This is a genomic window from Neoluteolibacter marinus (genome assembly GCF_014904755.1).
GTDB lineage: Bacteria > Verrucomicrobiota > Verrucomicrobiia > Verrucomicrobiales > Akkermansiaceae > Haloferula > Haloferula marina.
In genome coordinates, this window is record NZ_JACZFQ010000071.1 from 1 (window position 1) to 26,095 (window position 26,095).

The window sequence follows — 26,095 nt, forward strand, 5'->3', positions numbered from 1 at the left end:
CGCCGGCGATGTCGAAGTTCTGGGCACTGGTGACGCCGGCCGCGTTGCTGCGGATGCCGCCGTTGGCGGTGGTGAACGAGACGGTGCCGGCGGCGCCGAGCGAGGCGGCGTTGTTGATGCCGATGGTGCCGCCTTCGATCGTGGTGCCGGCGGTGTAGGTGTTGACGCCGTTGAAGTTGACCTGGCCGCTGCCGCGTTTGATCACGGATCCGGCACCGGCGAGGATGCCGGGGTAGGTGCTTTCGCCGCTGTTGTCACGGTTGAAGACCAGCGAGGCGCCGCCTGCGACGGTGACGTTGGTGGCACCGAGGACGCCGGTCGCACCGCCGTTGCCGATCTGCAGCGTGCCGGCGTTGACCGCGGTCTCGCCGGTGTAGGTGTTGTTGCCCGACAGGGTGAGGGTGCCGGTGCCGTTCTTGGTGACACGGGCGGCGCCCGCGGAGTTCACGATGTCCCCGGCGAACTCCGAGTCGGTGTTCAGGGAACCGATCGTCCAGTTGACGAAGCGGCCGCTGACCGGGTTGCCGGCGAGGACGGCTCCCGCGTCGCCGGACAGTTCACCGATCGGCTGGACGGTCTGGGTTCCGGATCCTGACGGCGGGTTGAAGATCTGCGAGGCGTAGACGCTGGGGCCGATGTGCAGCTTCGCGTTGGTGAAGAGGTTGGTGGTCTTGATCCGAAGGTCGGAGAAGGCCGGCGCGGTGGCGGAGGTGACGTTGATGTTGCCGGTGAAGGCGCTCCAGTTGGCGTTCATCTCTCCGCGGACGTAGCGGACGACGAAGTTGAGCGTTCCCGAGCCGCTGAGGGGCGCGGTGAAGTCGGTGCCGGTCCGCTGCGTGTTATAGATGGTGCCGGTCTGGCCCGCGTCGATGAAGATCGGGGTAGCCAGTCCGTCCGTGTAGTTGGCGCTGCCGGTGGCGCCGTTGAGCACCAGCGTGCCGCCTTCGAAGGTGAGGGTGTTGGTGGTGGCGCCGATCGACTTCTGTCCGTTGCCTGCTCCACCTCCGAGACGTACCGTACCTTCTTTCAGGAGGATGGGTCCGATCAAGGTCGCGCTGCTGTCGCCGTTGAGGGCGAGCTCGCCGGCGCCCGACTTGGTGAGGCCCGGCGCGGTGATGGCTCCGCCGACCGTGAGCACGCCTGCCACCGTGTTGACGTCGCGGATGGCGCCGGCGGTGACGGCTCCGGTCCCGAGGTTGAGGTTGCTGGTGCCGAGGAAGGTGAAGTCGTCGTTCCAGTTCTGGAGGTTGTTGGTCGAGAGGATGGTCCCGGTGCCGCTGTCAATGGTGCCGCCGGCGATGGTCAGCGGGCCGCTGCCGATGGCGGTGGCGCTGTTGATGGCGAGGGTGCCGGCGTTCAGCGTGGTGGTGCCGCTGTAGCTGTTAGGGCCGCTGAGGATGAGCGTTCCCGGTCCGGACTTGGTGAGGCCGTCGGTGCCGGCGACCTGCATCGCGAGCTCCGCCACGGCGACTGCCAGCGAGATTTCCGTCTCTTCGTCCGCGGCGAGTGCGTTCACCGTGATCTCCGGGGTGCCAGCGAGGGTGAGGATGTTGAGCGGGTCGAGATTGTCGTCGATCACCCAGGAACCGACGGTGGCGGTGTCGATGTCGCCGAAGGTCAGGTTGCCGATCGTGCGCGAGGCCTCGAGGCCAAGGACGAGGCCGCCTTCCGGCAGGTCGATGGTGCTGAAGTCGGCGGTGTTGCCGGCGCCGTCGGCAACCGTTGCGGCATCCCAGTTGGCAGTGTTGCCCCAGGTGTCGAAGTTGGTGGTGCCGGTCCAGGTGCCGCTCTGGGCTTGGACCGAGGTAACCGCGCAGAAGGCGGCCGAGGCGAGGAGCGAGGCGCGGGTCAAGGCGCCGGTGGATGTCATTTTCATGGGTTTGGCGATTCCTGGGTTCTCCCGGACGGGGAGGATGCGGGGGTTTTCCGCATTTACAGGAATCGTTATCCATGATGTCCGACAACTCGTCGATTACCCCAACGGGGGTAGCGGATCCGGAGCAGGGATCAGATCGGGAAACGAGGCTCTTCCTTGGCGTCGCGGAACTTCATCGCGGCCTCGGTGCGGGAGCGCACGTGGAGCTTTTCGTAGACGTGTTTGAGGTGCACGCGGACCGTTTCGACGCTGATGTCCAAGCGGTCGGCGATCTCCTTGTTGGCGAGTCCCTCGCACAGGAGTTCGAGGATCTCGGTTTCCCGCTTCGAAAGCTTCACCTCATCGAGCACCGAGGGTTCGGATTTGACCGGCTGGTGGAAAGCCTCGACCACCCGCCGGGCGATCTCGGGGCTCATCGGGGCGCCGCCGGTGCGGACGTCGTGGATCGCCTCGCGCAACTCGGAGGGGTTGGAGCGCTTGAGCAGGTAACCGCAGGCACCGGCCTTGAGGGCCGCGAAGATCTGCTCGTGGTCGCGGTAGACGGTGACCATGACGACCTTCACGTCGGGAAGATGTTGCTTGAGGCGGGCGGTGGCTTCGATGCCCGACATCCCGGGGAGGTTGATGTCCATCAGCACGATCTGCGGGCGGAAGGCGTCGATTTTTTTCAACGCTTCCTCGGCGGTGGTCCAGACGCCGATGCAGCGCAGCAAGGCGTCGGATTCGACCACCTTGCGCAGGCTGCTGCCGAGGGCGGCATTGTCCTCGACGATGGCAACGTCGGTGGTCGCGGGTTTTGCAGGCATGGAACGAGTCTAGGTTTCGGGTGATGGATCGGCAAGCAGGGGCAAGGTCAAGGTGACGGTCACCCCGGTGCCGGGAATGCTGGTGAGGCTGCAGTCGCCGCCGCAGGCCTGCATCCGCTCGCTCAGGTGGGTGACACCATAGCCTTTCGCCTCCCACTCCTGGGAGAAACCGCGACCGTTGTCCTCGATTTGGATCTCGAGGCCGCGCGGGGTGAGATGGACGGAAAGGCGCGCCTCGCTGGCCTGCGAATGCTTCACGAGGTTGTTCAGCGCCTCGCGAGCCGCCATGAAGACGCCGTGGCGAACGGTGGTGTCGAGCGGTTGGTCGGGGATGGATCGGGAAATGTCGGTGCGCAAGCTGATGCCGGCGGTCGACAGGAAGTCGCGGGCGTAGGCAGCGAGGTAGTCGACCAACGAGCGCAGCGTGTCTTCGCGCGGATTCACGGCCCAGACGATCTCGTCCAGCGTGCCCACCACCGACTTCGCCTTGCGGGACAGCTGGTTGAGCGATGGCCGCATCGAGCTTTCGTCCTCTTCCTCGGCGGCGAGGGCGGAAAGGATCGAGATCTCGGTGAGGCTGGCGCCGAGGTCGTCGTGGAGGTCGCGGGCGATGCGTGCCCGTTCCGCCTCCCGGGCGTGGCGGATTTTCAAGGCCTGGATCCGGCGCTTCATGCGCCTGCGGGCAATCGCCCATCCGGCCATCGCCGCGCACAGCAAGGTGAGTCCGGTGACGCCGACGATGAACCACGCCGATTCCCAGAAGTGCGGCGTCACCCGGATCGATACCCGGGCCGGTTGGGTGCTCCACACGCCGTCGCCGTTCACGGCCATGACCTCGAAGGTGTAGCGCCCCGGCGGGACAGCTTCGAAAGCCGCCACCCGCTGGTCGCCCAGCTCGCGCCAGGTGTCGTCGAGGCCGTCGAGACGGGCGCGGTAGGTCACCTTTTCCGGTGCGCTGTAGCTCAGACCGACGAAGCGGAACTCGAGCCGCGTGCGCCCGGGGCCGGCCTCGATAGCTCCCTCCGAATGCTCTTGCTGGCGGCCGTTGACGCGGGTGCTCTGGAGGTAGACCGGCGGCGGGACCTTGTTGACCTCGACGAGATCCGGGCGGACCCGGACGACGCCGCTCCCGGTCGGAAACCACAGCCGGCCATCGTCGCCCCGCCATCCGGCCGGCTGGTAGCCGCCGATGCACTCCCGGGTTGGCAAGCCGTCCGAGCGGTCGAGCCGCAACCAGTGGAGCGGCTGTTCGGCGCCTTGGAGCCGCATCAGGAGCTCGCGGCGGCTGGCGCGCAGGATGCCACCGAGCGAGCCGAACCAGAAATGACCCTGGCCGTCGTCGAGGATGCTGGTCAGGCGCAGGTCGGGAATCCCGTCGGCCGTGGCGAAACGGTGCCACGTGCTGCCGTTCCAGAGGAACAATCCGCCGCCGAGGGTGGTCGCCCAGAGCTCCTTATCGCCGACCGGGTGCAGCCCCGAGATCCACCAGTGATCGATCGGGGTGTTGTTGCCCAATTGCCGGAAGCCGTCCCTGCCGCCGAGGAGGACACGGCCGTCGCTGGTCCCGGCGAAAATGGATTTGCCGGGACCGGTCACCAGGACCGTGACATCGCTTCCGGGGAAGCCGTCCTCCGGCCCGAAATCCCTGACGGTGGTGCCGTCGAAGGATGCCAGTCCGTTTTCACCGCCGAACCACATCAGCCCGTCGCGGGTTTGTTGGATCGCGCGGACTTTCGAGGGCGTCTGGCTCCGGGAGAACTGCGGCTCGAAGGATCCGTCCTTGAGGAGGAACACCGAGCCGCCGCGCGAGCCGACCCACAGCCGCTTGTCGCGGTCCTCGAAGATCGCCGCGGCCGGCCGCCGGTTACCGGTGGTGACCAGATCGATGTGGCGGGTGCCCTGGTCGGTCCACACGTCGAGACCGCTGCGCCGGTTGGCGATCCACCACTTTCCGCCGGAGTCCTCTAGAACTGCGAAGACCGCCCGCTCGAACAAGCCATCCGAAGTGGAAAGGAGGTCGACGCGACCGTGTCGGACGCGGACCAATCCGTTGACCGGAGTGGCCACCCAGACGTTGCCCTCGCGGTCCTCGAGCAGCTCGTTGAAAGTGTAGGGATGGGAAATCCCGGGGATCGATACCGGGGTCACCACGCCGTCGGTCCCGGTGACCGTGAGGCCGGCATTGGCGTCTCCCGACCAGCGTTCGCCGGAGCGGGACTGCAGGAACGGTTCGTTCTCGGGCACGACGGCCCGGCCGCCGGCGACCTGCTTCTCGTAGTCGCGCGCGAACAAGGCCTGCATGTCGTCGGACGGGTCGGTGACCGGCACCGGGCCCTCGGCGGCGATCAGCAGGATCTCGTCGCCGCGCATTGCAAAAACGGAGCCGGTTGCGTCCGCCACGAGTTGGCTCACCCGCGGCGGGCGGCTCATCTGGGGGGGGCGGACCACCTGCTCCAGCCGGTTGTCGCGGATCCGGAACAGTCCGCCCTGGAAGGTGGCGACCCAGACCCGGCCGTCGGGGAGGGAAAACAAGCGCCAGAAGGCGAAACGAACCCGCCGCAGTTCGCCGTCCGGTTCGATGGGGTCGAAGTCGATGCCGTCGAACCGGGCGACCCCCTCTGCGGTGGCGACCCACAGGTAGCCGTCGGCGGACTGGACCATCGAGCGCACCACGTTGCCCGGCAGGCCGTCTTCCGATTGCCAGACCCGCACCATCATCGGCCGGCGCTCCGCCGCGTGGAGCGGGAACAGGCAGGTCAGGAGAAGGGCTATCAGGAGTCGCACCGGTCGAGTCTGAAGGGATGTGGCGTGGCTTGTCGAGGGGCGGTCGCTGCACCGGGGTCAGCGCTTCACCGGATTCCAACCGCTCAAGACGGTATCGATGGTGACCTTTGCGGCGTCCTGGTCCGTCAGCCGGGTGGCCCAGCTGACGCGGGCGTCGGGATTGGCGCCCGGACCGGAGCTACGATACTCCCCGTATCGCGCGGTCTTTTCCTTCTCCTCGTCGCGCCAGTTGTCCCATCCCGCCGGGTCGATCTCCTCCGGCAGCCGGCACTCGAGGAAGCAGGTCGAGGGGTGGTTCTGCCACGGGCGGCCGAGAAACACGCGCTTGGCCGCCGCTTCCGCTTGGATGACGCAGCGGTGGAAGACGAGGCCGAACTCCGCGGTTCCCGGGGTGGATGCCGCGGTCAGGTATCCGTTGCCGCGGCTGACGAGGGTGCATTGCTCGAACCATGCAGCGGAACCGCCGAAGATGAAGTCAACGTGGCCGAGGATCGTGCAACCCTCGAAGTACTGGCGCTTCTTTTCGACCAGAAGGGTATCCTGCCAGCTTCGTAGGGTGACGCCGCGGAAACGGCAACGGTCGCCGGAAACCCGCAGGGCCACCGCCTGTGATCCGGTTCCGAACGCGTTCTCGATCGTCAAGCCGGTCGCGGAAAGGTCGTCGGCTTCCACCGTCATCGTGGCACTGCGGAAGGTTCCGAGTTCCTGGCCGGAGGCGTCGGTGGTGCGGGCGGAATCCGCCCAGGAGATGACCGTGGTCGTGGCACCGCTGCCTTCCAGCGCGATCGGGGGCATGCCCGCGGGGATCGCGATTTTCTCCCGGTAGGTGCCGGCGGCGAGACGGATCGTGTAAGTTGACTTCCGGCCCTTGGGGATCGAGTCGATCGCCGACTGCAGCGGTCCCTGCCGGTCAGGCTTCACCTCGATGATGCGGCCGGCATGGGCGGGAAGGATCAGGAGCAGGGCGAGCAGTCGGATCACGGGGTGATGGGGATTTCAGCAGGGTGAACGGGGAGAATCCGGTCGCCGTTTCACCGGGATCAACTCACCCGATGGGAGTATCAGCGGAGTTCGTGGCGTTTCTTCCATTTCGCGTGGTCGCTTGCGACGCTTTCGCCCCAGTTGCCGTACCAAGCGTATCCGGTCCGGCGCTCTTTGCCGATATCTGACAGCTTGTCTTTCTTGATGCCATCGCGATCGCAGAAGTAGGGCTTGCCGGTGCCAAGGTCATAGAAGCGCGCCCAGACCGGCTTGGCCTTGCGATCCGGCACCACCCGGCAGTCGCCCCCGGAGCGGTCGATCCGGATGCCGTGGATCGCGGCTTCCTCGAACCAGGCGACCCCGGCCTCGATGCAGCGGATCACCTCGCGCGAAGGCTTCTCGACGCGCATCAGGAAGCGCAGGATGCCGGCACTTTCGGAGCCGCTGAGGGAGGCGAGTTCGTAGCTGCGGGCGTCGGCCGGGGCGAGGGTGATCTCGTCGTGCTGCGCGCACCAGACCGTGGCCTTGCCGTTCACCTTCACCTGGCAGTCGACGATGCAGGCGATGCCCCGCTGGTAGGCTTGCCCCGCTGCCCGGCGGCGCTTGCTGTCGAGGAAGGCGAAGTCATCGGAACGGAGTGAGTCGCGCAGGAACTCCAGCAGACGGACCATGCTGCCGTCGTTGTAGGTGATGTGGCGGGGGTATTTCTTGCCCGGAGGGAAGTACTGGGGCCAGCCGCCGTTGTGATACTGGGCCTCGAGGATGTGATCGAAGCCTTTCAAGACGGCATCGCGGCACCGGTCTTCGCCGGTGATTCTCCAGGCCCGGGCGAGCAGGCGGAGTTCCCCGGTGGTGGCCTTGTTGTCGAAGGTTCCGTGCAGGTCTTCCGGCGGGCCGGGGTAGGGCTTCCGGCAGGTGTCCTTGTTTTTCGGCCAGCTGCCCTCGGGAGACTGCCAGGAAAGCACGATGGCGGCGGTCTCACGGCCTTCGCCGGAACGGAACCAGGCGTCGGGCTTCTTTAGGAGTTCGTCGGGTGAAGCCGTCGCCAACGAGAGGGTGGCGAGAGCGATGGCAAGCAGTCGCAGGACGTTCACGGTGGCGGGATCAATCGAGCAGGTGGATGCGGTAGAACGCCGTGCCGGCCGGCGGGCTTGCATCGGTGAAGGTGCCTGCGCCGGAAACCGTGCCGATGAGTTCCCATTCGGCGGCGTCGAGCACGGTCGAACGACGGATTTCGAAATCGAGCCCCGGGGCGAAGGGCCAGCCGAGGGTGAAGCCGTCGGGACCGGAGATGCCGGAGGCCCTGAAGGCGGAACGGCCGTCCTTGGGATCGAGCCCGAGCCGGAACTCGGTGGCGTTGTCGGTGCCGTCGTGGTCGGGGTCCGCATCCGCTGCGGCGTCGGGGTTGCCGGTGTTGCCGAAGTGGTCGATCTGCCATTGTTCAAAGGGCGTGATCGTGGCGGCAACAAGGAGCCGGACCGTGCCGGCCGAGGCCTCGATGGAGGCGGTGTAGCCGGTGGGAAGACTACCAGGAAGCAGGGCGTTGTCGGTGAGCGAGTCGCTGTAGGTGATGAGCGTGTAATTGCCGGGGCCGAAACCGGGGAGCACTGCGATGTCGAGGGTGCCGTCGAGCACCAGCGGACCTTCGACGATGATCTTGTCGGAGTCCGGGCCGAGTTCGAAAGCGAGGGTGGAGCTCGCGGCGAGGGAAAGTCCGGACTGGAGGGTCAGCCTGCCCGCACCGTCGTCGCCGGGGGCGAGGTTGCCGGGGCAAGTGACCGCCCCGGCGATCGTGCCGATGCCGGCGAGCGCGCTATCCACGGTAAGCGTCGTAGCTGCCAGCGATCCGTTGATCCGCAGAGTGCCGCCGGAAACCAGGGTGGGGCCGGTGTAGGTGTGGGCACCGGTGAGGGTGAGGACCCCGGTGCCGACCTTGGTCAGGGACGCGGTGCCGTTGCCTCCATTGGCGATCACCCCGTTGAAAATCGAATCGGTGCCGTTTCCGCCGACGATGTAGTTGACGTTGCCGGCCGGGGTGTTGGTCTGGCCTTCCAACCGACCGCTGCCGGTCAACGCCCCCAGTACGACACCGCCGGCACCGGCGTTGTTGCGGGTGTTCATCAGGCCGTCGACCTGGAACGTCGTCGATGCCCCGCCATTGCCGTTGGCACCGCCGGTGGAGGAGAATCGCAGCTGGCTGCCCGCACTCAGGATGGCGGTCCCCGTGAAGCCGCCGAACTGGGCAAAGCCGGAACCGCCCATGCTGATGGGACCCGAAAGGGTGAACGTGCTGCCTGAATCACCCGAAATCGCGCCGCCGTAGCCGTTGGTGAGGCTCACCGATGATAACCCGCCGGAAGAGCCGGGAGCGATCGCGATCGGGTTGGCGGGGAAGTTCTTGCCGTTGTTCGAACCCATCCGGAAGCTTCCGCCGTTGCTCAGGCTGAGGGTGCCGGTGCCTGCCTGGCCGCCGATGGCTCCGCTGCCGCCACCGGTCTGGGTGATGGCGAGCACGCCGCCCGATACCGTGGTTCCGCCGTCGTAGGGGTGGATGCCCGGGAGGTAGAGGGTGCCGTTGCCCGACTTGGCGATGCTGGCTTGGCCGGAGATGACCCCGTTGCCGGTGAAGGTGTAGTCCTTGTCGGCCGCAACCGTCACGGCAAGCGGTTGGACATCGGCGGGGAGATTGATGACCTCGCCGCTGCCGGTGTCGGTGAACGATGGCGAGTCGCCGGTCTGATAGGTGGCGGCATCGCCTCCCGCGGTCCAGTTGCCGGTGACGGTGTCCCAGTCGTTCGAGAGGTCGCCGGTCCACAGGATCGGGCCCGGCTCGCGGGCGGGTTGAGTGAGGGCCATCGAGATCACCCCGGGGGTGGTAGTATCGAAGGAAGCGGTGAGAGACGATCCGGGCGGCGCTTCCCAGCTGATCGCCGGGGTGCCAGTGAGCGAACCGCTGTAGGTGAGAACCGTGAAGGTGCCTTCCGCCAGGGAGATGCCGGGAGCCGGACGAATCACCGCCGAGGCGCCGAAGGCGAGATCGCCGGCGATCGCCAGCGGGGGATCTCCCGCCTGCAGGTGTTCGATCGCGCCGCCGCTGTCGATGCTCACGTTCCCGGTGATGCTGCCGGTGCCGCCGAGGGTGGCGCCGTTCTGGACCACGAAGTTGCTGCCCGTGGTGCTGCCGTCGATCCGGAGCCGGCCGCCGCTGACCGTGGTGGTGCCGGTGTAGGTGCAATCGCCGTCGAGGGTCAGGGTGCCGGTGCCGACCTTGGTCAGGGCGACCGCGCCGGTGCTGTTCTTGATGGTCCCCGAGAAGGTGCTGTCCTCGTTTCTGCCACCCACTTGCCAGGTCAGGGTCCGGCCGCTGGTCGGACCGCCGAGCAGGGTGGCGGCGGGACTGCCGGAGAGCCTGCCGACGGCGATCGCGAAGCTGCTCCCCATACTGCTGTTGTAGTAGGCATACACGTCGTCGCCGAGGTCGAGCCCGGCGGCCGGGTAACCGGCGGGATTCATGATGCGGAGGTCCCCGCCATCCGCGTCCGCGATGACGTGGATGTTGCCGGAGAAGGCGGACCAATCGCCCTTGAGGTCGGTGCGGACATAGGGCGTCAGGAAGGTGAACTCCCCGCTGCCGGTCAGCGCTCCGGACAGGGTGCAGCGGCCGTCGGCGTTGATCCGTCCCGCCGCGCCTTCCGGAACATGGATGGGCCAGATGCTGTCCGGGGAGTTGCCCGAGAGGCTGTTGGTCATTGTCAGGGTTCCGCCGTCGAGGATCAGCGCGCCGGTGCCGAGACCGGCGACATTGACCGCGTCGGAAGCCAGCGAGACGGTGCCCTCGCGGATGACGGTGCCGCCGACGTGGCTGTTAGGTGCTGCGAGGATGAGGGTTCCGGGGCCGGTCTTGGTCAGGGTGCCGCTGCCGGTGATGGTGCCTGACACCTGCAGGCTGGTGGCGGGAATCGAGATGGTGCCGCCCGCGGGACCGAGGGTCATGCCCCGGTTGGTGCTGGTCTGGAGACCGACCAGCGCCAGAGTGGCGCCGTCGAGGGTGAGGTTGGACGGGTCGGCCGTCGCCGCGCCGATGGAGCCCGGATTGCCCGCGTCGCCGAGGCTCTGCACGGCGAGGGTTCCGCCGCTGACGGTGGTCGGGCCGGTGTAGGTGTTTTCGGTGGCCAGGGTCAGCGTGCCTGTGCCCGATTTGGTGAGTCCGCCGGGGCCGGAGAGGGCGCCGTCGCCGGCGAAGTGGTAGTCGCTGTCCGCGGTCACCGTCACGCCGGCGGTGGGCAGGATCGCCGCAAGGTTGATATTCGGGTGACCGGCGCCCGTCGCGTCGAAGGTCACGCTGTCCCCGGCTACAAAAATCTCGGGCGTGCCGGCCGACGACCAGTTCGGGGTGGTGGCGAGATCCCAGTCGTCGCCGCCCGCCCCGCCGCTCCAGGTGATCGCCCCCGGTTCGCGGGTTTCGGGGATGACGAGGTCGAGCGACCCTGCTCCGAGGGAGAGCTGGTAGGGCGTGCCCTCTGGCACCGTGACGGCGAAATTTGCGGTCGAGCCGGTCAGGCTGCCTCCATAGGTGAGCAAGGTGTAGGTGCCCGCCGCGAGCTGGCTGTCCATCGCGTGGATGGAGATGACCGCGGTTCCGGAGAGGACGAGATCCCCGGCCACTTCGATGCGGTCGTTGGCCTTGGCGATCCCCGTCGGGTCGTCGGAGAGGTCGAGGGCGAGCACGGATCCGTCCGCGGCGGTGAGGTGGGAACCGAGGGTCAGGGTCCCGGGGGCGCCCATTCCGGCACCGGGTGTGATAGCGGCGCGATGATTCAGCGTCACCGCCTGGCCGACGGTGCCGGATCCCGCGAGGCGGCCACCGGTTTCACCCGCGGCAAGCGCGCCCCCCCAGGTGCCGCCCCACAGGGTGACCGGGCTCTGGGTCAGCGTGCCGTCGATCCGCAAGGCTCCGTCCCAGACCGTGGTGCCGCCGCTGTAGCCGTGGGATCCGGTCAGGGTCACAGTGCCGGCTCCGGATTTTGACAAGGTCATCGACCCGTTGAGGGCGCCGGCGGTGCCGTCCAGCGTGACGTTATCGGGATTGAAGAAGGTCACGGCCGAGGGAGAAAGGGATCCGTCCAGCGTCACCGGGGAGGCGGTGTTTCCCGACAGGTCGAAGAGCACGGCAGCGCCGGCGGCGAAGACCGCGGGATTGCCCTCGCCGTCGGTCCACGACGCGGAGCTGCCGTTGTCCCAGACCCCGGTGTTCCAGGTCAGGTCCGCCGGCACCATGGGCGGCGGCGGGACGTCCTGGTCCATGCCATAGCCGAGGTAGTAGTCGACGTAGCTCGCTTGCACATAGCCCTTGGTGGTCGTCTGGCAACGATACTGCGGGTTGTGCATCAGGGTGTAGAGCCGGTTGGTCGCCGGGGTGGTGGTGGTGTAGATCCGCAGCGCGGTGTTGTCGCTCTGCACCAGCACCAGTTCCTCGCGCCAGTCGCCGAGGATGTCGCCCCAGAAGGCGGGACGCCCGCCGTAGGCCTGCCGCAGGCTGTAGGCACCCCAATCGCTGTAGAGCGACCAGACGCGGTCGGTGTAGCCGGTGGCGGCGTTGAACTTGTTGATCACCGGGTTCAGGGCGCCGGAGCCGGCGCCGTCGATGAACTCGCGGCCGAGGTCGCCGTCCCACCACAGACCCTCGGGTGCCCAGACATTGTTGGCGTAGATCTGTTCGCCCCGGGCGTTGAAGATGCCGGGCTGCGTACTATACATTTCGTAACCGGTGTGGGCGGACGAGATGTCGAGGGCGATGCCGCGGCCGACGTCGACGGAGCTGGGCGAGTACCATTTCCGGATCATCGCGCCGGTGCCGGACTCGTAGAGACAGGTGGCGAGGCTGGTCGGGTTGTACTGCTGGATCGCGAAGGTCTCGAGTCCGGGGCGGCCGGGGTCGATGTCGGCGATGTGGAAGCGGTCGCCGTGGGTCAGTTCGTTGTGGAAGAGCTGGGTGCCGTCGTCGTCGACGACATGACCGAGGTCGCAGATCTCGTCCTTGCCGTCGTTGTCGACATCGGCGACGCGGATCTGGTGGCCTTCGGCTCCGGGCAGGATCCGCGGGTCCTGGGGAAGGGTCCAGCGCTGGGAGAGAACCCCGTTGCGATAATCGAAGGCGCTGAACTGGTAGTAGAATTCCAGCGAGTCGGCGCGGTTGTGGCCATGGAAGACGACGCTCGGGCGCTTGCCGTCCAGGTAGGCGATCATCGCCTTGTTGGTCAGGGTGCCGTGGGCTGCCCAGGCGTTCGGCATGGGGGCGCGGGCAAGTTCGCCACCGCTGAGGCCGTCGATCACCGACAGGAACTGGCTGCTGTTGTCCGGCGCGCTGATAGAGGCGACAAGGCTCCCGCCGGCATCGGTGACCGAGACCCCGTTGGCAGTGCGCACCAGCACTTCGGCGCGGCCGTCGCCGTCGAGATCGTAGACGGTGACGTTGTCGGTCTGGCCGACGCTGACGGTGGATGCTCCCGGTTCATGGGCGTATTGGTTCAGGCTGTTGGGACCCATGGCCATCCGCCACAGGAAGGTGCCGTCGTCGAGGTAGGCTTCGAGGAACTGCTCGTTCTCGCCGAGGGTCGAGAGGCGGTCGACGACGTAGTCGTAGTCGCCGTCGCCATCGAGGTCGCCGACCCAGCAGAACTTCACCGTGTAGGGTCCGGCCGGGCCGGTGTCGCCGCGCAGGGGCAGGGTCTGGAATTGTTTTTGGTCCGGGTTGGCGGGCAGGGCCCGGGTTTCCGAGGCCGGCTGTTCGACGCCGTCGATGACCGGGCGGACGAAGTAGCTGTAGGCGTTGGCGTTGAGGTTGGACGACCCCGGGGTGTCGGTGAAGTCGGTGGTCGCGGTGAGCGGTGTGCCATTGAGCTTGATCGCCGCACCGCCATTGGCTGAGCGGTAGAGGTTGAAGGCGATGCCGGAAGGATCGTCGCCGAACAAGCGCCAGCTGAGGTAGACTTGGGACGAACTCTTGCGCACCGCGACGAGGCCGCGGTTGAGGTTTTCCATCTGGCGCTGGCCGGCGGCAGGCAGTGCGAGGAGGAGCAGGAACAGGAGCAGTCGTTTCATTCGGCTGGGGAGTTCCCCGGGGCCGGAACCTCGAGGGTGTGACGCGTCGGGGAGAGGTCGAGGGTGGCGAGCACCGGTCCCTCGCGGTCGATGGCCCGGAGCGGCCGGCCGCGCACCGTCAGGGTGCCTTGGAAGGCGGGCCCGAAGTCCTTGCAGAAGTCGGCGGTGACCGTCGCCGGGAAGGAGACGGCGGGGTATTTCAGGATGAAGGCGATTTCCCCCTGGAGCTCCAGGCTCGCCTTGGCGGAGGTCGCGGCAAGGGGGGCGTCCGCCGAGCGGAGGGTAAAGAATGTCTTCGAGCGTTCGATGAGCCGCGGTCGGAGATCCTGGAATGCCGCGTCGGTCCAGTCCGCCGGCGCCTCGGGACCGAGCAGGACGGAGAGCAGGGCGGGAGACATGCGGACGATGACCACCGTCTGGTTCTCCAGCAAACGGACGCTGGTGCTGCTGTCGAAGCCGTGGTGGGCGCGGGCGGTCGCCAGCAGCATCGGGACGGCCAGCAGCCACGCCACGAGCTTGCGCGGCCAAACGGGGCGGCGCGGCGTGGGTGTGCTTGGGTGGAACATGGCAGGGAGCAGGGCCGTCGATTGCATTGAACGCCTTGGTTCCCGGTGATGCCTATAACCCGAAGGTGGCAATTCGCCCGATGACAGGCCGGCTTGGGGGGAGCCCGAGGCGGCTGAACGCCCGATCTTTGCCTTCTGCCGCCGGCGGATCCGGGTATATCGTCGCGACGTGCCCGACTACACACGCTGGTTGAACGATTTGCCCGGATCCAACGGTGAAGAACTCTTCGGCGGCCTGTATTCCGAGCTGAAGAAGATCGCCGCGGCGAAGGTGGCGGCGGAACGGGACGAGCGGTCGCTGGGCGCCACGGCGCTGGTCAATGAAGCCTGGCTGCGATTGCAGAAATCGGCGCCCGGGAAGTGGCGCGACCGGAAGCAGTTCTACGGCGCGGCGGCGGAGGCGATGCGGCGCATCCTGGTCGAGTCGGCCCGGCGGAGGATCGCCGCCAAGCGGGGTGGGGGGCATGCCAATGTGCCGCTCGACGAACTCGACCTGCCCGCGCCCGTGGCGGACGAGCGGCTGGTGGGGGTGCACGAGGTGCTCGATGAACTTGAGAAGCACGACGAGCTCAACGCCCGGATCGTCAAACTCAGGTTCTTCAGCGGGATGAACCACGACGAGATCGCCTCGCTGTTGGAGATGAACGAACGGACGGTCCGCCGCCACTGGGCGGAGGCGAAATTGTGGCTCTACCGGGCCTTGAACCCCTGAACCCACGGTGGAACTGCCCCGACGAACCCCGGGTGTCCCGGACTCATGAAACCGCAGGCCAGAGAACTGTTCGCCGAAGCCCTTGAGCTGCCGGCATCCCGGCGCGAGCGGTTTCTGGAGCAAGCCTGCGGCGGCGACGACGGGCTGCGCCGCGAGGTCGAGGCGATGCTGGCCGATTTGCTGAAGGCGGACGAGTTCTTCGGCGACATCGACGGGACAACGCTCGGCGCGGAGGAGTTCCGGGGTATCGAGGGAGAAGGCGAGGGCGAGTCGATCGGCCCCTACCTGCTGTGCGAACGCATCGGCGAAGGGGGCTTCGGCGTGGTCTGGCGGGCTGAACAACGGGTGCCGATCACGAGGAACGTGGCGCTGAAAGTGATCAAGGCGGGGATGGACACCCGCGAGGTGTTGGCCCGATTCGAGGCCGAACGGCAGGTGCTGGCGATGATGGATCACCCGAACATCGCCATGGTGCTCGATGCCGGGGCGACACGGGCCGGGCGACCCTACTTCGCGATGGAGCTGGTGCAGGGAGTTCCCATCACCCGCTTTTGTAAACAGGCGGACATGGAAATCCCGGGCTGCTTGGCGCTCTTCCTTGAAGTCTGCGCCGCCATCCAGCACGCCCATCAGAAGGGGATCATCCACCGTGATATCAAGCCGTCGAACGTGCTCGTTTCCGGCCGGCACGGTCGACCGGTGGTGAAGGTGATCGACTTCGGCATCGCCAAGGCGATCCAGGGCAAGCTCGCGGACCGCAGCCTGGTCACCCGCTCCGGGCAGTTCCTTGGCACCCCGGTTTACATGAGTCCCGAGCAGGCGGATCGCGGCGGGCAGGACATCGACACCCGCAGCGACATCTATTCGCTCGGCATCTTGCTCTATGAGCTGCTCGCCGGGGTGCCTCCATACGAGAAGGGATTGTTGGAATCCGCCGGGGACGACGAGGTGTGCCGGATGATCCGCGAGGTCGATCCCGTGCGGCCGTCGGCAAGGTCGGCGACCATCGCGGGGCCGCGGGCCCGGTCGGGAGAAGTGGGGGAGACGCCGCGACGGCGCGACATCGAGCCTGACCTCGACTGGATCGTGATGAAGGCCATCGAGAAAGATCGGGGCCGCCGCTATGAATCGGTGGACGCCTTCGCCGGGGACATCCAGCGATTCCTCGCGGACGAGCCGGTCAGCGCACGGCCGCCGAGCACCGGCTATCAGCTCCGCAAATTCGCGCGCCGTCACAAGACCGCGTTCCGGGTGGGCGCCCTGCTCGCCGCCATGATGACGGTCGCCACGATCTTGAGCAGCGGGTGGGCGATCCGGGCGACCCGGGCGGAGAATGCCTCGGGCGAGGCCTTGGCCGAGTTGCGTGCGACGGCTCCGGCATTCGCGGTACAGGCCCGCACGCTCGCCGCACAGGAGCGCTTCGGCGAGGCGATCGAGAAGCTGGATTACGCGCTCAAGCTCCAGCCGGACCAGGCGGACTATCAGCTGGCCAAGGCGGACCTGTTGCAGAGCCAGCTGAAGCTCGGTGAAGCCGCGGCCGCCTACCGCGAAGCGCAGCGGATGGACCCGTCCCTGGAGGCGGCGGGCCGGTCGGCGTCGCTGTGCGAGGAACTGCTCTCCGCTCCGCCGGCAAGCGACGGGGGACTCAGCCGGGAAAGCCTTTCGCGCCTCCACGTCGCGTTGCTCCAAGGTCAGCGGCCTGCGGCCGAGATCATGCCGGTGGCGCGGCTGTTAGGTGAGGAAAGGAAGCTGTTGGTGGACTATTGGTCGGGTCGCCTCACGGAGGTGGCACTTGCTCCCGATCGTCCGCTGGCGGAGCGGCTGGAGGTGCGCGACGACGGTCTGCTCGCGCTGGACCTGAGCGACACCAAGGTCGTCGATCTCTCGCGGCTCGCGGGCATGCCGCTCGGGGCCCTGGATTTGTCGGGGTGCGGCGAGATTGCCAATTTTGCCGCCCTGGCAGGGTTTCCCTTGCTGAAGTCACTCGATCTCCAAGGGACCAAGCCGGGTGACCTGGCGGCATTGCAATCGCTGCCGCTTGAGGATCTCGACCTGAGCGATACGCCGGTTGCCGACCTTTCCCCGCTCAAGGACTGTCGTCTGGAGCAGCTGTCAATCCGGGGAACCCGCGTGTCCGACCTTGTGCCAATTGCGGCGATGCCATTGCGCGTGCTGGATGCGTCGGGAATTCCCGCCACCGATTTCTCGCGGCTGGCCGGTGCACCGCTGGAAATCTGCCAGCTGGAGAACGTGGCCTTGCGGGACCTGTCCTTTTTGGAAGGTGCGCCGTTGCGGGTGTTGGGCTTGGCAGGTTGCCGCGAGGCGCGGGGCTACCGGGTGCTGGCGACCATGGAATCGCTGCAGGAGTTGGAGTTGCCGGGGAGTTTCCGGGAACTTCCCGCGGCGGAACTGGCGGCCTTGGGAGCACTTCGCGACCTTCCGGGCCTGACGGAGATCCGGATCGGTGGCAAGGCCGGCGCCCGGGATGTCCGGGACGGCCCGGCGAAGGAGGGCTTTTGGAAAGCATGGGACCGCGAGCGATCGATGACCGCGGCCCTGAGCAAGGGCGGCTTCGACTTCAGCCTGACGACGCTGCCAAGGGGGAGCAGCCGGCTGGTGGTGACCGGCCGGGACTTCAAGGACGTGGCGATCGTGGCGGGAACACCGGTCGAAGAACTGGTGCTGCTGGGGACGGCGGTGGAAGACCTCCGGCCGCTCGGGGGACAGCCGCTTGCCGAGCTCGATGTCAGCCGGACCCGGGTCACCGATCTCAGTGCCTTGCGGTCGCCAGTGCTGTCCGCGGCGCTGCGGAAGCTGGGGATCTGGAGGATCGATGTGAATGATTTCAGCCCGCTGTCCGCTTGCCGGAACCTCGAGTTCCTCGATGCCGCCGACACGCCCCTGGCGGATCTCTCCGTGTTGGCGGAACGGCGGATGCGCGTGCTCCTGCTGTCGGGCACCCGGGTGTCCGACCTTTCCCCCCTTGCCGGGATGCCTCTCGAGCGCTTGAGCTTCAGCCGCACGCCGGTCACGGATCTCGGGGCGCTGTCGGGAGCCGGCTCGCTATCTGATCTAACCCTCTCACTCGGTTCGCGGGACCTGGCCTCCTTGCGCGCGTTGCCTGCGCTGACGCGATTGTCGTATGTCGAGGCCGACGGCGGATTTCCAAGCCAGACCGTCGCGGAATTCTGGGACGAGTTCGATCAAGGGGGGCTCAAGGCTGCCGACATCGCGGGCTTGGCCCGCGAGTCCTCGCAGCGGCCGGACGACAGCTTGTTCGCGCTGCGGGTTGCCGCCCTCCAGGCGTGGTTCGGGCTGGATGCCGATCACAACGAAACGGCCGGTCGCTTGCTCGCGATGGCCGGGAAATCGCAAGACCCGGACTTCAAGGAGCGTGCCGCAAAGGCGTGGTGCTTCCGGGCGGGGGCGGATCCCCGGAGGCTCGAGGTCGTGCTGGCCCTGGCAAGGGAAGCGGCGAGTGGCGGAGAAAGTCCCAAGCAGAGGCCGTGGACCCTGCAGACGCTCGGCATGGCCGAGTTCCGGGCCGGCAACCTGGCCGCCGCAAAAGCCGCCTTCACGGAATCGGTGCGGGTGGCGGAAGCCGATGGCTGGCATCCCGAACTTCGGCCGCTGATCCAGGTCCCGGCCGGCTTTTTCCAAGCGATGATCCTGTCCCGCCAGGGAGATGCGGAGGGCGCGCGGATTTACTTCGAGCAAGCCCGCTCGCCGATGGAAACCGTGCCTCCGGGGGGCGAGGAATCGTTGCCTCGCGTGGTCACCCAGGATCACCTCCTTTGTTGGCTGGCCCAGCGTGAGGCCGCCGGGGCGTTGGGTCGGTGATCCGGATTCCGCGAAAAAATTTCGCGGGTGTGTCCGCTTTTGTCGCCGCTTTGCGCGTGTGTGAATGGCCGGACCTTCGGGTGGAGGGATGGCCGACGCCCCTGGCAGATCCTCACGATGCATTCCGGCCTCCTGCTGATTCGACTCTTCCAGCTCTCCTGTCCCGCATCGGGGGCAGGAGCTTCAAACGCTTTCCTTCCCCGGGATTCGAAACCACAGCCCCCCGGCGGGAGGCCGGATTTCCCCTGAGTGGGGCGAAACGAAATCGGGATCTCCCTCCCTCCCCGATGGAAAAGGGCCCCGCGTTATCAGCTCATGACGACGCGGGGCCTGTTTGCGTCCGGACCCATCAATCGACGGCGACACGGTAGAAGCGCTTGGTCCCGGTGGCTCCATCGGGGTGGACGAAGGTTTTCGCGGACCCGTCGCCGGCGATCGGTGCACCGACCGGATCCCATGAACCGAGCGCCGGGTCGTCGGAGCATTCAAACTGGTAGCTGTGCCCGACATAGGTCTGGACGCTCAGTTTGAAGTCGTCGCCGTCGATCCTCGGATCGGTCGTGGTCACGCCGCTCGAGTCGATCACGACGCCGTAGTTTTCCAAATTCGGCGGCAGGCCCGCGCCGGCGGTGAGCAGGTCGAGGATCCCGTAGTTCTGGACGGTCTGGCTGGCGGAAAGACTGGCGCCGCCCTTGATGCGCATGGTGCCGTTGTTGACCACCGAACCGGTGACGGTCAGGTCGCCGCTGTCGACCTCGACGCTGCCGTTGTTCAGCAGCTCGCCGTCGATGGTGCCCGCGCCGCGGAGGGTCGCGCCGGCGGCAATGTCGAGGCTGGCTGTGGCCAGGGTGCCGCCGAGCAGATGGAAGACCGCGCCCGGCTCGACGCTCGTGCCGCCGCTGCAAGCGAGGGTGCCGGAGAGGGCGAGGGTGCCCTGGTTGACGGTGACCCCGCCGATGAAGTTCGAAGTGCCGCCCAGGGTCCAAGTCCCGGCGCCGGTCTTGACGAGGAACAGGCCGGCCTCATCGCCGCCGTCGTCGATGGTCCCGGCGAAGCTCTGGTTCGTGCCCAGGGCTCCGACCACGTAAGTCGAAGTGGTCGGGCCGCTGCCGGTTTGGCGGCCTTCGAGGCGGGTTCCCGGGCCGCCCTCGAGACCACCCAGATGGATCGTCTTGTCGCCGTTGCGGTTGTTCAGTCGCGCGCCCGCGGTTCCAAGGTCGATGAGGGTGGCGGCACTGCCGAAGTTGCGGTCGTCCAGCGGTGTGCCGTTCCAGTTGAGGCGCAGGGTTCCGGATCCGCTGCCGAAGTCCAGGCTGCCGCTGAATCCGGCCATGTCGCCGTTGACGGTGAGAATGCCGGCGACCGCGGAAAGGTTCACCCTGGCGTCGCCGGTGCTGGTCATGGTGTTGGCATTGGAACCCACGATGGCGCTGTTGCCGCCGGTGGCGATGGCGCTGGTCCCGCTGAAAACCATCGGGTTGTTGAGGTTGCCGGAGAGGATGTTCAAGGTGCCGCCGCCGAGGTGGATGGGCCCGCTGCCGAGCGGGGCATTGCCGGACACCGCCAGGACGCCGCCGGAGAGGTAGGTGCCGCCGGAATAGGTGTTGCCCGACGGGTTCGGGGTGACGGTCAGGGTCCCCGCGCCGGCTTTCATCAGCGAGCCGGTGCCGGCGAGGGTTCCGGACGTGCCGTCGAATCCGAGGTTGGCACCGGTCGTGTTGTCCACCAGCACCTCGCGCGGTTGGAGGGTGCCGTTCAGTGCCACCGTTCCGGTCGCTGCCGGACCGGTGAAGCTGACCCGGTCGAGGTTGTAGAACTTGTTGTCGCCGCCCGGGCCGTTGCTGAAGTTGGCGGTGCCGTTGAGATCCCAGGCGCCGCCGCCGGCTCCGGTCCAGGTCAAGTCAGCCGCGGTGCCGGACACCGTCAGCCAGATGCTCTTCGGGCCGGCGGCCACCGTCGATGACCGGCCCATCGCGTACCCCTGGCGGGTACTTGCGGGGAAGTCGTGGGTGAGGTTCACCGACGACGCGCTGCTGTTAGGTGCTCCGCTGACGAGGGTGTAGGTGCCGGCATTCAGGTAGCCGTCGAGGAGGTTGAAGTGGAAGTTGATGGTGCCGGTTTGGGCGAGGGTTCCAGCAGACACGAGGATCCGGTCGTTGGTCCCGCCGGCGTTCGAGGTGAGATCGAAGTCGAGGTGGGAGCCGGAATTGAGGACGAGTCCGCCGGCGGCGGTCATGGTGCCGGCGTTGCCGGGGCTGTTGCCCGGGGAAACACGGCCGTCGGTCTGGACGGTCAGGACATTGCCGACCGGACCGCTGCCGCTGAGCTTCGAGCCGCCGCCGACGAAGACGTTGGTTGCGCCCAGGGATCCGAGCACTTCAAGGGTGCCACCGTAGATCGCGGTGGTGCCGGTGTAGCTGTGGTTTCCGGAGAGCGTGAGCTTGCCCGCGCCGTATTTGGAGAGGCCGGTGGCGCTGGGCGCACCGTCGGTGATGACGCCGGCGAACTCGGAGTCGGTGCCGAGTTGACCCACGGACAAGGTGGTGACGCCGCTGGAGTTGTAGGCCCCGCGGATCCGCGAGTTGGCGTCGCCGGAAAGCTGCCCGAACTCGTAGGTGTTGCCGGTCGAGTAGTTCTGCGTGAACAGGTCGATGCCGGACAGATGGATGCGGGCGTTGAGGAAGCCGTTGAAGGATCCGCTCAGCGCCCGCATCGCGATGCGGCCGCCGTTGCCCGGGGCGGTGGCGCCGCCGGTGAGGTTGACGGTGCCCGTGCAGCCGGAGGAGGCACCGTCGAGGTAGGCGCGGCCCTCGGTGCCGAGGGTCGAGGGAGAATGGATGTTGAAGGTCCCGCCGCCGGAGAGGGATCCGTCGAGCTCGATGCGCGGGGAGAGGTTGAGGTTGCCGGTCGCGCCGGCGGAGACCTTGATGTCGGGGGTCAAGGTCAGGTAATTCGAGCCGGTGTTGTCGGTGAGCGTGCTGCCGCCGGTGAACTGGATCGCACCGCCGGCCAGGTTGCCGCCGTTGTTCAGGATCGTGTTGCCGCCGTTGAGGAAAGTGCCGGAGGCGAAGCTCGCCGGAGTGACGAGGGTCAGGTTGCTGTCGCTGGCCTTTGTGAGCGCGCCGGTCGACGCGATGTTGCCGGTGCCGGCGAAAGTGTAGGCCTTGGTGCCGGTCACCAGCAGCGAGCCGGTGAACTGGGAGCCGTCGACATTGACCGCCGGGGCTGCCGACCCGCGGTCGTCGAAGAGCGCGGTGTCGCCGGCGGAGAAGACCGTTCCTGTGCCCGAGCCGGTCTGCCAGTTGACGCTGGCCTGGTCCCAGAGGTTGCCGATGCCGTCGCCGATCCACACCAGGTCGCGGGGGGCGGCATTGCTGGTGACGAGCAGCGCGAACTGCTGGCTCCACTGGCTGCCGTCGGCATCGGTCACGGTGAAGTTGAATCCGGCGCGGCCGGTGAAGTTCTGGGTCGGGGTGAACTTGACGACCGGACCGCCGGCGGCAGGCGTGGTGCCGTTGGCGAGGAACTGCTGGACGCTGCCGTTGGCGATACCGGAAATGTTGATGACCGGCGCGGCGGTGAAGGCGTCGGTGTATTTCGCGAGGTCGATCACCTGCACCGACGGCGCACCGGCCGTGTTCTTCGCCACCGTGGCATGGGGGATCGCCTTGAAGTGGAGATACTCCTCGAGAAGCGTGTATCCCACCGGAGTTCCGGCCGGGAAGAAGGTGTTCGGGAGTTGGCCGGCGGTGAAGGCGCTGTTGTGGTCGTCGCCGACGACGTTGTAGGCGATCCCGTTCTGGCCGTTGAGGGCGAGCTCCCAGTAATCGGGCATGCCGTCGAGGTCCGAGTCGGTCGGCGGCGTGGTGCCGTTGAGCGTGCCGAAGCCGTTGTTGGTGATACCGTATTGATCGGCGAGAAGCTGTTCGCCGTTGTTGGTGCGGGCCGGATCCTCGCCGGCGACCTTGCCGTCCTTCTGGACCAGGATGCTGTACTGGTTGACCACGCTGTCGACCAGCAGGTCGTCGAGTTCGTCGCGGAGATCGCCGGGGTAGTTCGCATCGAGGCGCAGCGGGGCGGCGGAGGACAGGACCTTCTTGTAAGCCGTCAGCGGATCATCGACGGCAACCGTGGCGGTCCCGGTCGCGCCGGTGTAGGGAACGGCGGACTTGTAGTAGCGGTTGGCGCCGACCGCGTCGCCCGGGGTGAACTCGGCGCCCGAGACGATGCCGTAACCGCGGTCGGTCCCGTCGAGGACGCCGTTGTCGTTGTTGTCGTAGAGGGTGTCGTCGAGATGGAGGCTGAAGTTCGGTAATCCATTCGAAGCGACGGTCGCCTTGGTCAGGCCGGTGCTTTTCAGCGTGCTGCCGTCGTCCGCGTCGTCGATGGAGATGTAGTAGCAGCCGCGGACGTTGGCCTTCCAGTTCGCGGGCGTCTGCGAGTCGCCCATGATGAAGCCCTCGTTGCGCCAGTGGAAGGTGACGTTGTTGATCCACTCCAGCATCGACGGCCGGGCCTTTGGATTGCGGGTCCGGTGATGGGCCCAGAGGGTGTGGTGGCAGGAGCCGTTTTGCAGGTCCCACAGGCCGCCGGCGTTGTGCCGCTCCATGCCCCAAGTGGAGTTGGAGTATTGCATCGTGAAGTGGTTCACCGAGCTGTTGAAGAACGAGAAGTTCTCGTCGGTGCTGAACATCATCGAGATGTGGTCGAGCATCGTCCGCTGCGCCGTGCTCGCGATGTTGAGGCAGTCGCCGCCGGTGCCGTTCTTGCCGTGGCGGATACGGAAGTGGCGCATGACCGTGTCGCTGCCGCTGATGAGCATCCGGCCGCCGCGCAGGCCGACGCCGTCGCCCGGCGCGGTCTGGCCGGCGATGGTGACCTTGGACGGGACGTTGAAATTGGTGTCGGAAACCACCGGGATGTAGCCGCTGACCGCGAACACGATGGTGCGGCCTTCCGGGGGAGCGGTGCTGAGCCCCACCCGCAAAGAACCCGCGCCGTTGTTGTTGAGGGTGGTGACGTAGTAGACGTCACCGCCGCGGCCGCCGGTGGCGTAGGCGCCGAAGCCCTGGGCTCCGGGGAAGGCGGGAATCTGGGCGGTCAGGGGAAGGGCTGCGGCAAGGAAGGGGAGAACAAGGCGAATCATGGATCGGTGCGGAACGGAGCGGCGGGAAGGCCTTCGGCATTGAAAAGGTTGGCGCCCACCGGGTTGTCGGCCCAGGCGTAGCGGACATAGGCGGGGCGTTGGACCGCGGGGCTGGAGACGACGATGGTGTCGCCTTCGATGGTGGCGTCGGCCCACACGAACTTCCGGTCTTCACCGGCGATCGCGAATTGCTGGAGGGGACCGTCCTTGGCGACGAGGCCTCCGCCCACGTGGTCGAAGTGGAGGAGGATCATGCCGTCCTCGATCTCCGACATCTTGATCATGGGGCCGCAGGGCACGAGATCCCTGCGGTAGGTCCCGTGCAAGGCGAGGCGGGCGAGGCGGGCTCCCACATCCTGCTTGTTGCGGGGGTGGACATCCTTGGCGTCACCGATGTCGATCGTCACCGCCATGCCGGTGGCCGGCAGTTCGAGCGAAGTCGCCTGGGCTTCGCGCATGCTCGCCAGGCTGCTGTTGCCCGGCTCCGGCTTGGGGTCGTGGTGCGCTGCGAGCTGGACAAAGTAGAAAGGGAATGCCTCACCGGACCAACGTTCCCGCCAGTCTTCGATCAGGGCCTTCTGCAGGGCCGGGTAAAGCTGGCGGCTGCCCCCGTTCGACTCCCCCTGATACCAGATGGCCCCGCGGATGCCATAGGGAGCGACCGGGGCGATCATGCCGTTGTAAAGGACCGACGGGTTGTGCTGGTCCTGCATCGGATCGGGATGCCGCGGGGCGCGGCCCTTGTTGCCGCGGGCGGTCCATTTCGCGAGGGCCTTGCCATAGTCCTCGAAGGACTTCGGGTGATCGCGGTAGGTGATGAATTTCTTCCAGAAGGCGTCGCGCAAGGGCTTGAGTTCGGGAACCGAAGCCAGCTTCTCCTTGCTGATCCATGCCTCCGCGGTGCTGGCGCCGTAGGCACAGGTGACGAGACCCACGGGGACGTCGAGCTGCTGCTTCAGGTCGCGGCCGAAGAAGTAGGCGACCGCGGAGAAGTCGCCGGCGGTGGCCGGGGAGCAGACCTGCCATTCGCCCTCGACATCGCGCTGCGGGTCTTCGCGCAGGGTCCATGCGGCGGTGAACATGCGGAGCCGGGGATGATTCGCATCGGCGACTTCCCGTTCCCAATCCGTGGTGCCGGAGAAGTAGCGCTTCTCCGTCCTGGCAACCGTGAAATCCATGTTCGATTGGCCGGAACAGAGCCAGACTTCCCCGACGAGCACGTCCTTGAAGGTCCTGTTAGTGGCGGCTTTGACCACCAGCTCATGCGGCCCGCCGGCGGGCAAAGCGGGGAGATCGAGGCGGAAGTGACCGTTGTCGTCGGCCCGGGTGACGGCGGTCTTGCCGGCGATGCTGGCGGTCACCCCGGTGCCGGGAACGGTGGTTCCCCAGAGCGGATTGCCGCGGTCGCGCTGCAGCACCATGTGGTCCGAGAAGATGCGGGGCAACCAGAGGTCGGCGGGCAGCAGGTAGGGACCGATGGCGGTCGAACGCAAGGCGCCGGCGAGGACCGAGGCATTGAATTCGGCACCCGGCGGGCCGGTGTGGGTGTGGTCGCTTCCCGCGAAGAGCAGCCCGGTTTTCTCCCGGCCGAGTTCCTCGTAGCGGTCGGCGAGCAGGGCATTGAACGGGATGAAGGCGGCACCGCCTTGCTTGGCGGACTCCCGGGCCCATCCCGCGTAGCTGTCGCCGGCGCGGCCGATCTTGCCATCGGTCCAGAGGTTGCGCGGGATCAACGAGGCGACGATCGGGGTGGCGCCTTTCGACTTGGTGTCAGAAATGTATTTCCGCAGGTACCAGCCGTAGCTGTGCACGGTTTCCGGCTTGCCGTCGGTCTGGCGGGTGATGTCCTCGCTTTCGTCGCCGGTGCCCTTGATCGAAGCCCGGCAGCGCTCGTCGTTGAGCTTGCCGCCGTCGTTGTGGCCGAACTGCATCACCACGAAATCGCCGGCTTTCAGGTTCGCCATCACCGCGTCCCATCGGCCCTCCGTCAGGAAGGTCCGGCTGCTGCGGCCGCCGATGGCGCGGTTGACGACGTCGATCTTCGCGGGATCGAAGTGCGCCACGAGCGGGTCCCCCCAGCCCTGCTGGCCGGAAGTCTGGTTGCGCACCGTGGAGTCGCCGATGATGAAAAGCGTGGGCTTCGCCCATGCCGGCACCATCAGCAGGCACGCGGCGAGGAGGCGGATTGGGTTTCGCATGGGGCAACGATGGCCGGGATCCGGCAGCCTGTCGCGTCCCCTCTATGGGTAGGTTCCGGAGCGCTGGAATGTTGCATCGTGCTTG

Annotated in this window: 11 protein-coding genes; 2 read left to right on the plus strand and 9 right to left on the minus strand. The window is 67.1% G+C overall.

What is annotated here, in order from left to right; translation table 11 throughout:
- From IG178_RS13740 to IG178_RS13770, 7 genes are all read right to left on the minus strand, one after another.
- Positions 1 to 1,876 (minus strand): autotransporter-associated beta strand repeat-containing protein (locus IG178_RS13740; RefSeq protein WP_193213135.1); only part of this gene is annotated, 1,876 nt, incomplete at its 3' end.
- Between the two features lie 131 nt (positions 1,877 to 2,007).
- Positions 2,008 to 2,682 carry a response regulator gene (locus tag IG178_RS13745; RefSeq protein ID WP_193213136.1) on the minus strand — a complete coding sequence of 225 codons (675 nt, stop codon included), beginning with the start codon at positions 2,680 to 2,682 and terminating at the stop codon, positions 2,008 to 2,010.
- Between the two features lie 9 nt (positions 2,683 to 2,691).
- Positions 2,692 to 5,466: a two-component regulator propeller domain-containing protein gene (locus IG178_RS13750; RefSeq protein ID WP_193213137.1), complete on the minus strand. Its 2,775-nt coding sequence runs from the start codon at positions 5,464 to 5,466 to the stop codon at positions 2,692 to 2,694.
- Positions 5,467 to 5,523: 57 nt separating this feature from the next.
- Positions 5,524 to 6,447, minus strand: coding sequence for a pectinesterase family protein (locus IG178_RS13755; RefSeq protein WP_193213138.1), 924 nt, complete (start codon positions 6,445 to 6,447; stop codon positions 5,524 to 5,526).
- A gap of 80 nt (positions 6,448 to 6,527) precedes the next feature.
- On the minus strand, positions 6,528 to 7,541 hold the full coding sequence (gene pelA, locus IG178_RS13760) for a pectate lyase (protein ID WP_193213139.1): 1,014 nt from the start codon (positions 7,539 to 7,541) through the stop codon (positions 6,528 to 6,530).
- Positions 7,542 to 7,551: 10 nt separating this feature from the next.
- Entirely contained in the window at positions 7,552 to 13,548 is a 5,997-nt protein-coding gene (locus tag IG178_RS13765) for a rhamnogalacturonan lyase family protein (protein ID WP_193213140.1), read from the minus strand.
- On the minus strand, positions 13,545 to 14,114 hold the full coding sequence (locus tag IG178_RS13770; protein WP_193213141.1) for a hypothetical protein: 570 nt from the start codon (positions 14,112 to 14,114) through the stop codon (positions 13,545 to 13,547). Before IG178_RS13770 ends, IG178_RS13765 begins: the two co-directional genes overlap by 4 nt.
- A gap of 169 nt (positions 14,115 to 14,283) precedes the next feature.
- Between IG178_RS13770 and IG178_RS13775 the strand changes: the two genes are divergently transcribed.
- The gene (locus tag IG178_RS13775) at positions 14,284 to 14,826 is read left to right on the plus strand and encodes an ECF-type sigma factor (RefSeq protein WP_193213142.1); all 543 of its coding nucleotides are present in this window, start codon (positions 14,284 to 14,286) and stop codon (positions 14,824 to 14,826) included.
- Positions 14,827 to 14,871: 45 nt separating this feature from the next.
- Positions 14,872 to 18,666 carry a serine/threonine-protein kinase gene (locus IG178_RS13780; RefSeq protein ID WP_193213143.1) on the plus strand — a complete coding sequence of 1,265 codons (3,795 nt, stop codon included), beginning with the start codon at positions 14,872 to 14,874 and terminating at the stop codon, positions 18,664 to 18,666.
- Positions 18,667 to 19,015: 349 nt separating this feature from the next.
- Here IG178_RS13780 and IG178_RS13785 read toward each other — a convergent pair whose 3' ends face one another.
- Entirely contained in the window at positions 19,016 to 23,812 is a 4,797-nt protein-coding gene (locus IG178_RS13785) for an autotransporter-associated beta strand repeat-containing protein (RefSeq protein ID WP_193213144.1), read from the minus strand.
- Positions 23,809 to 26,010, minus strand: coding sequence for a sialate O-acetylesterase (locus IG178_RS13790; protein ID WP_193213145.1), 2,202 nt, complete (start codon positions 26,008 to 26,010; stop codon positions 23,809 to 23,811). Before IG178_RS13790 ends, IG178_RS13785 begins: the two co-directional genes overlap by 4 nt.
- Positions 26,011 to 26,095 lie beyond the last annotated feature (85 nt).

Bases quoted from the DNA above. Each gene is read 5' to 3' on its own strand.
- IG178_RS13790 (WP_193213145.1), bottom strand. From the start codon at position 26,010: ATGCGAAACCCAATCCGCCTCCTCGCCGCGTGCCTGCTGATGGTGCCG.
- IG178_RS13765 (WP_193213140.1), bottom strand. From the start codon at position 13,548: ATGAAACGACTGCTCCTGTTCCTGCTCCTCCTCGCACTGCCTGCCGCC.
- IG178_RS13770 (WP_193213141.1), bottom strand. From the start codon at position 14,114: ATGTTCCACCCAAGCACACCCACGCCGCGCCGCCCCGTTTGGCCGCGC.
- IG178_RS13780 (WP_193213143.1), top strand. From the start codon at position 14,872: ATGAAACCGCAGGCCAGAGAACTGTTCGCCGAAGCCCTTGAGCTGCCG.
- IG178_RS13745 (WP_193213136.1), bottom strand. From the start codon at position 2,682: ATGCCTGCAAAACCCGCGACCACCGACGTTGCCATCGTCGAGGACAAT.
- IG178_RS13785 (WP_193213144.1), bottom strand. From the start codon at position 23,812: ATGATTCGCCTTGTTCTCCCCTTCCTTGCCGCAGCCCTTCCCCTGACC.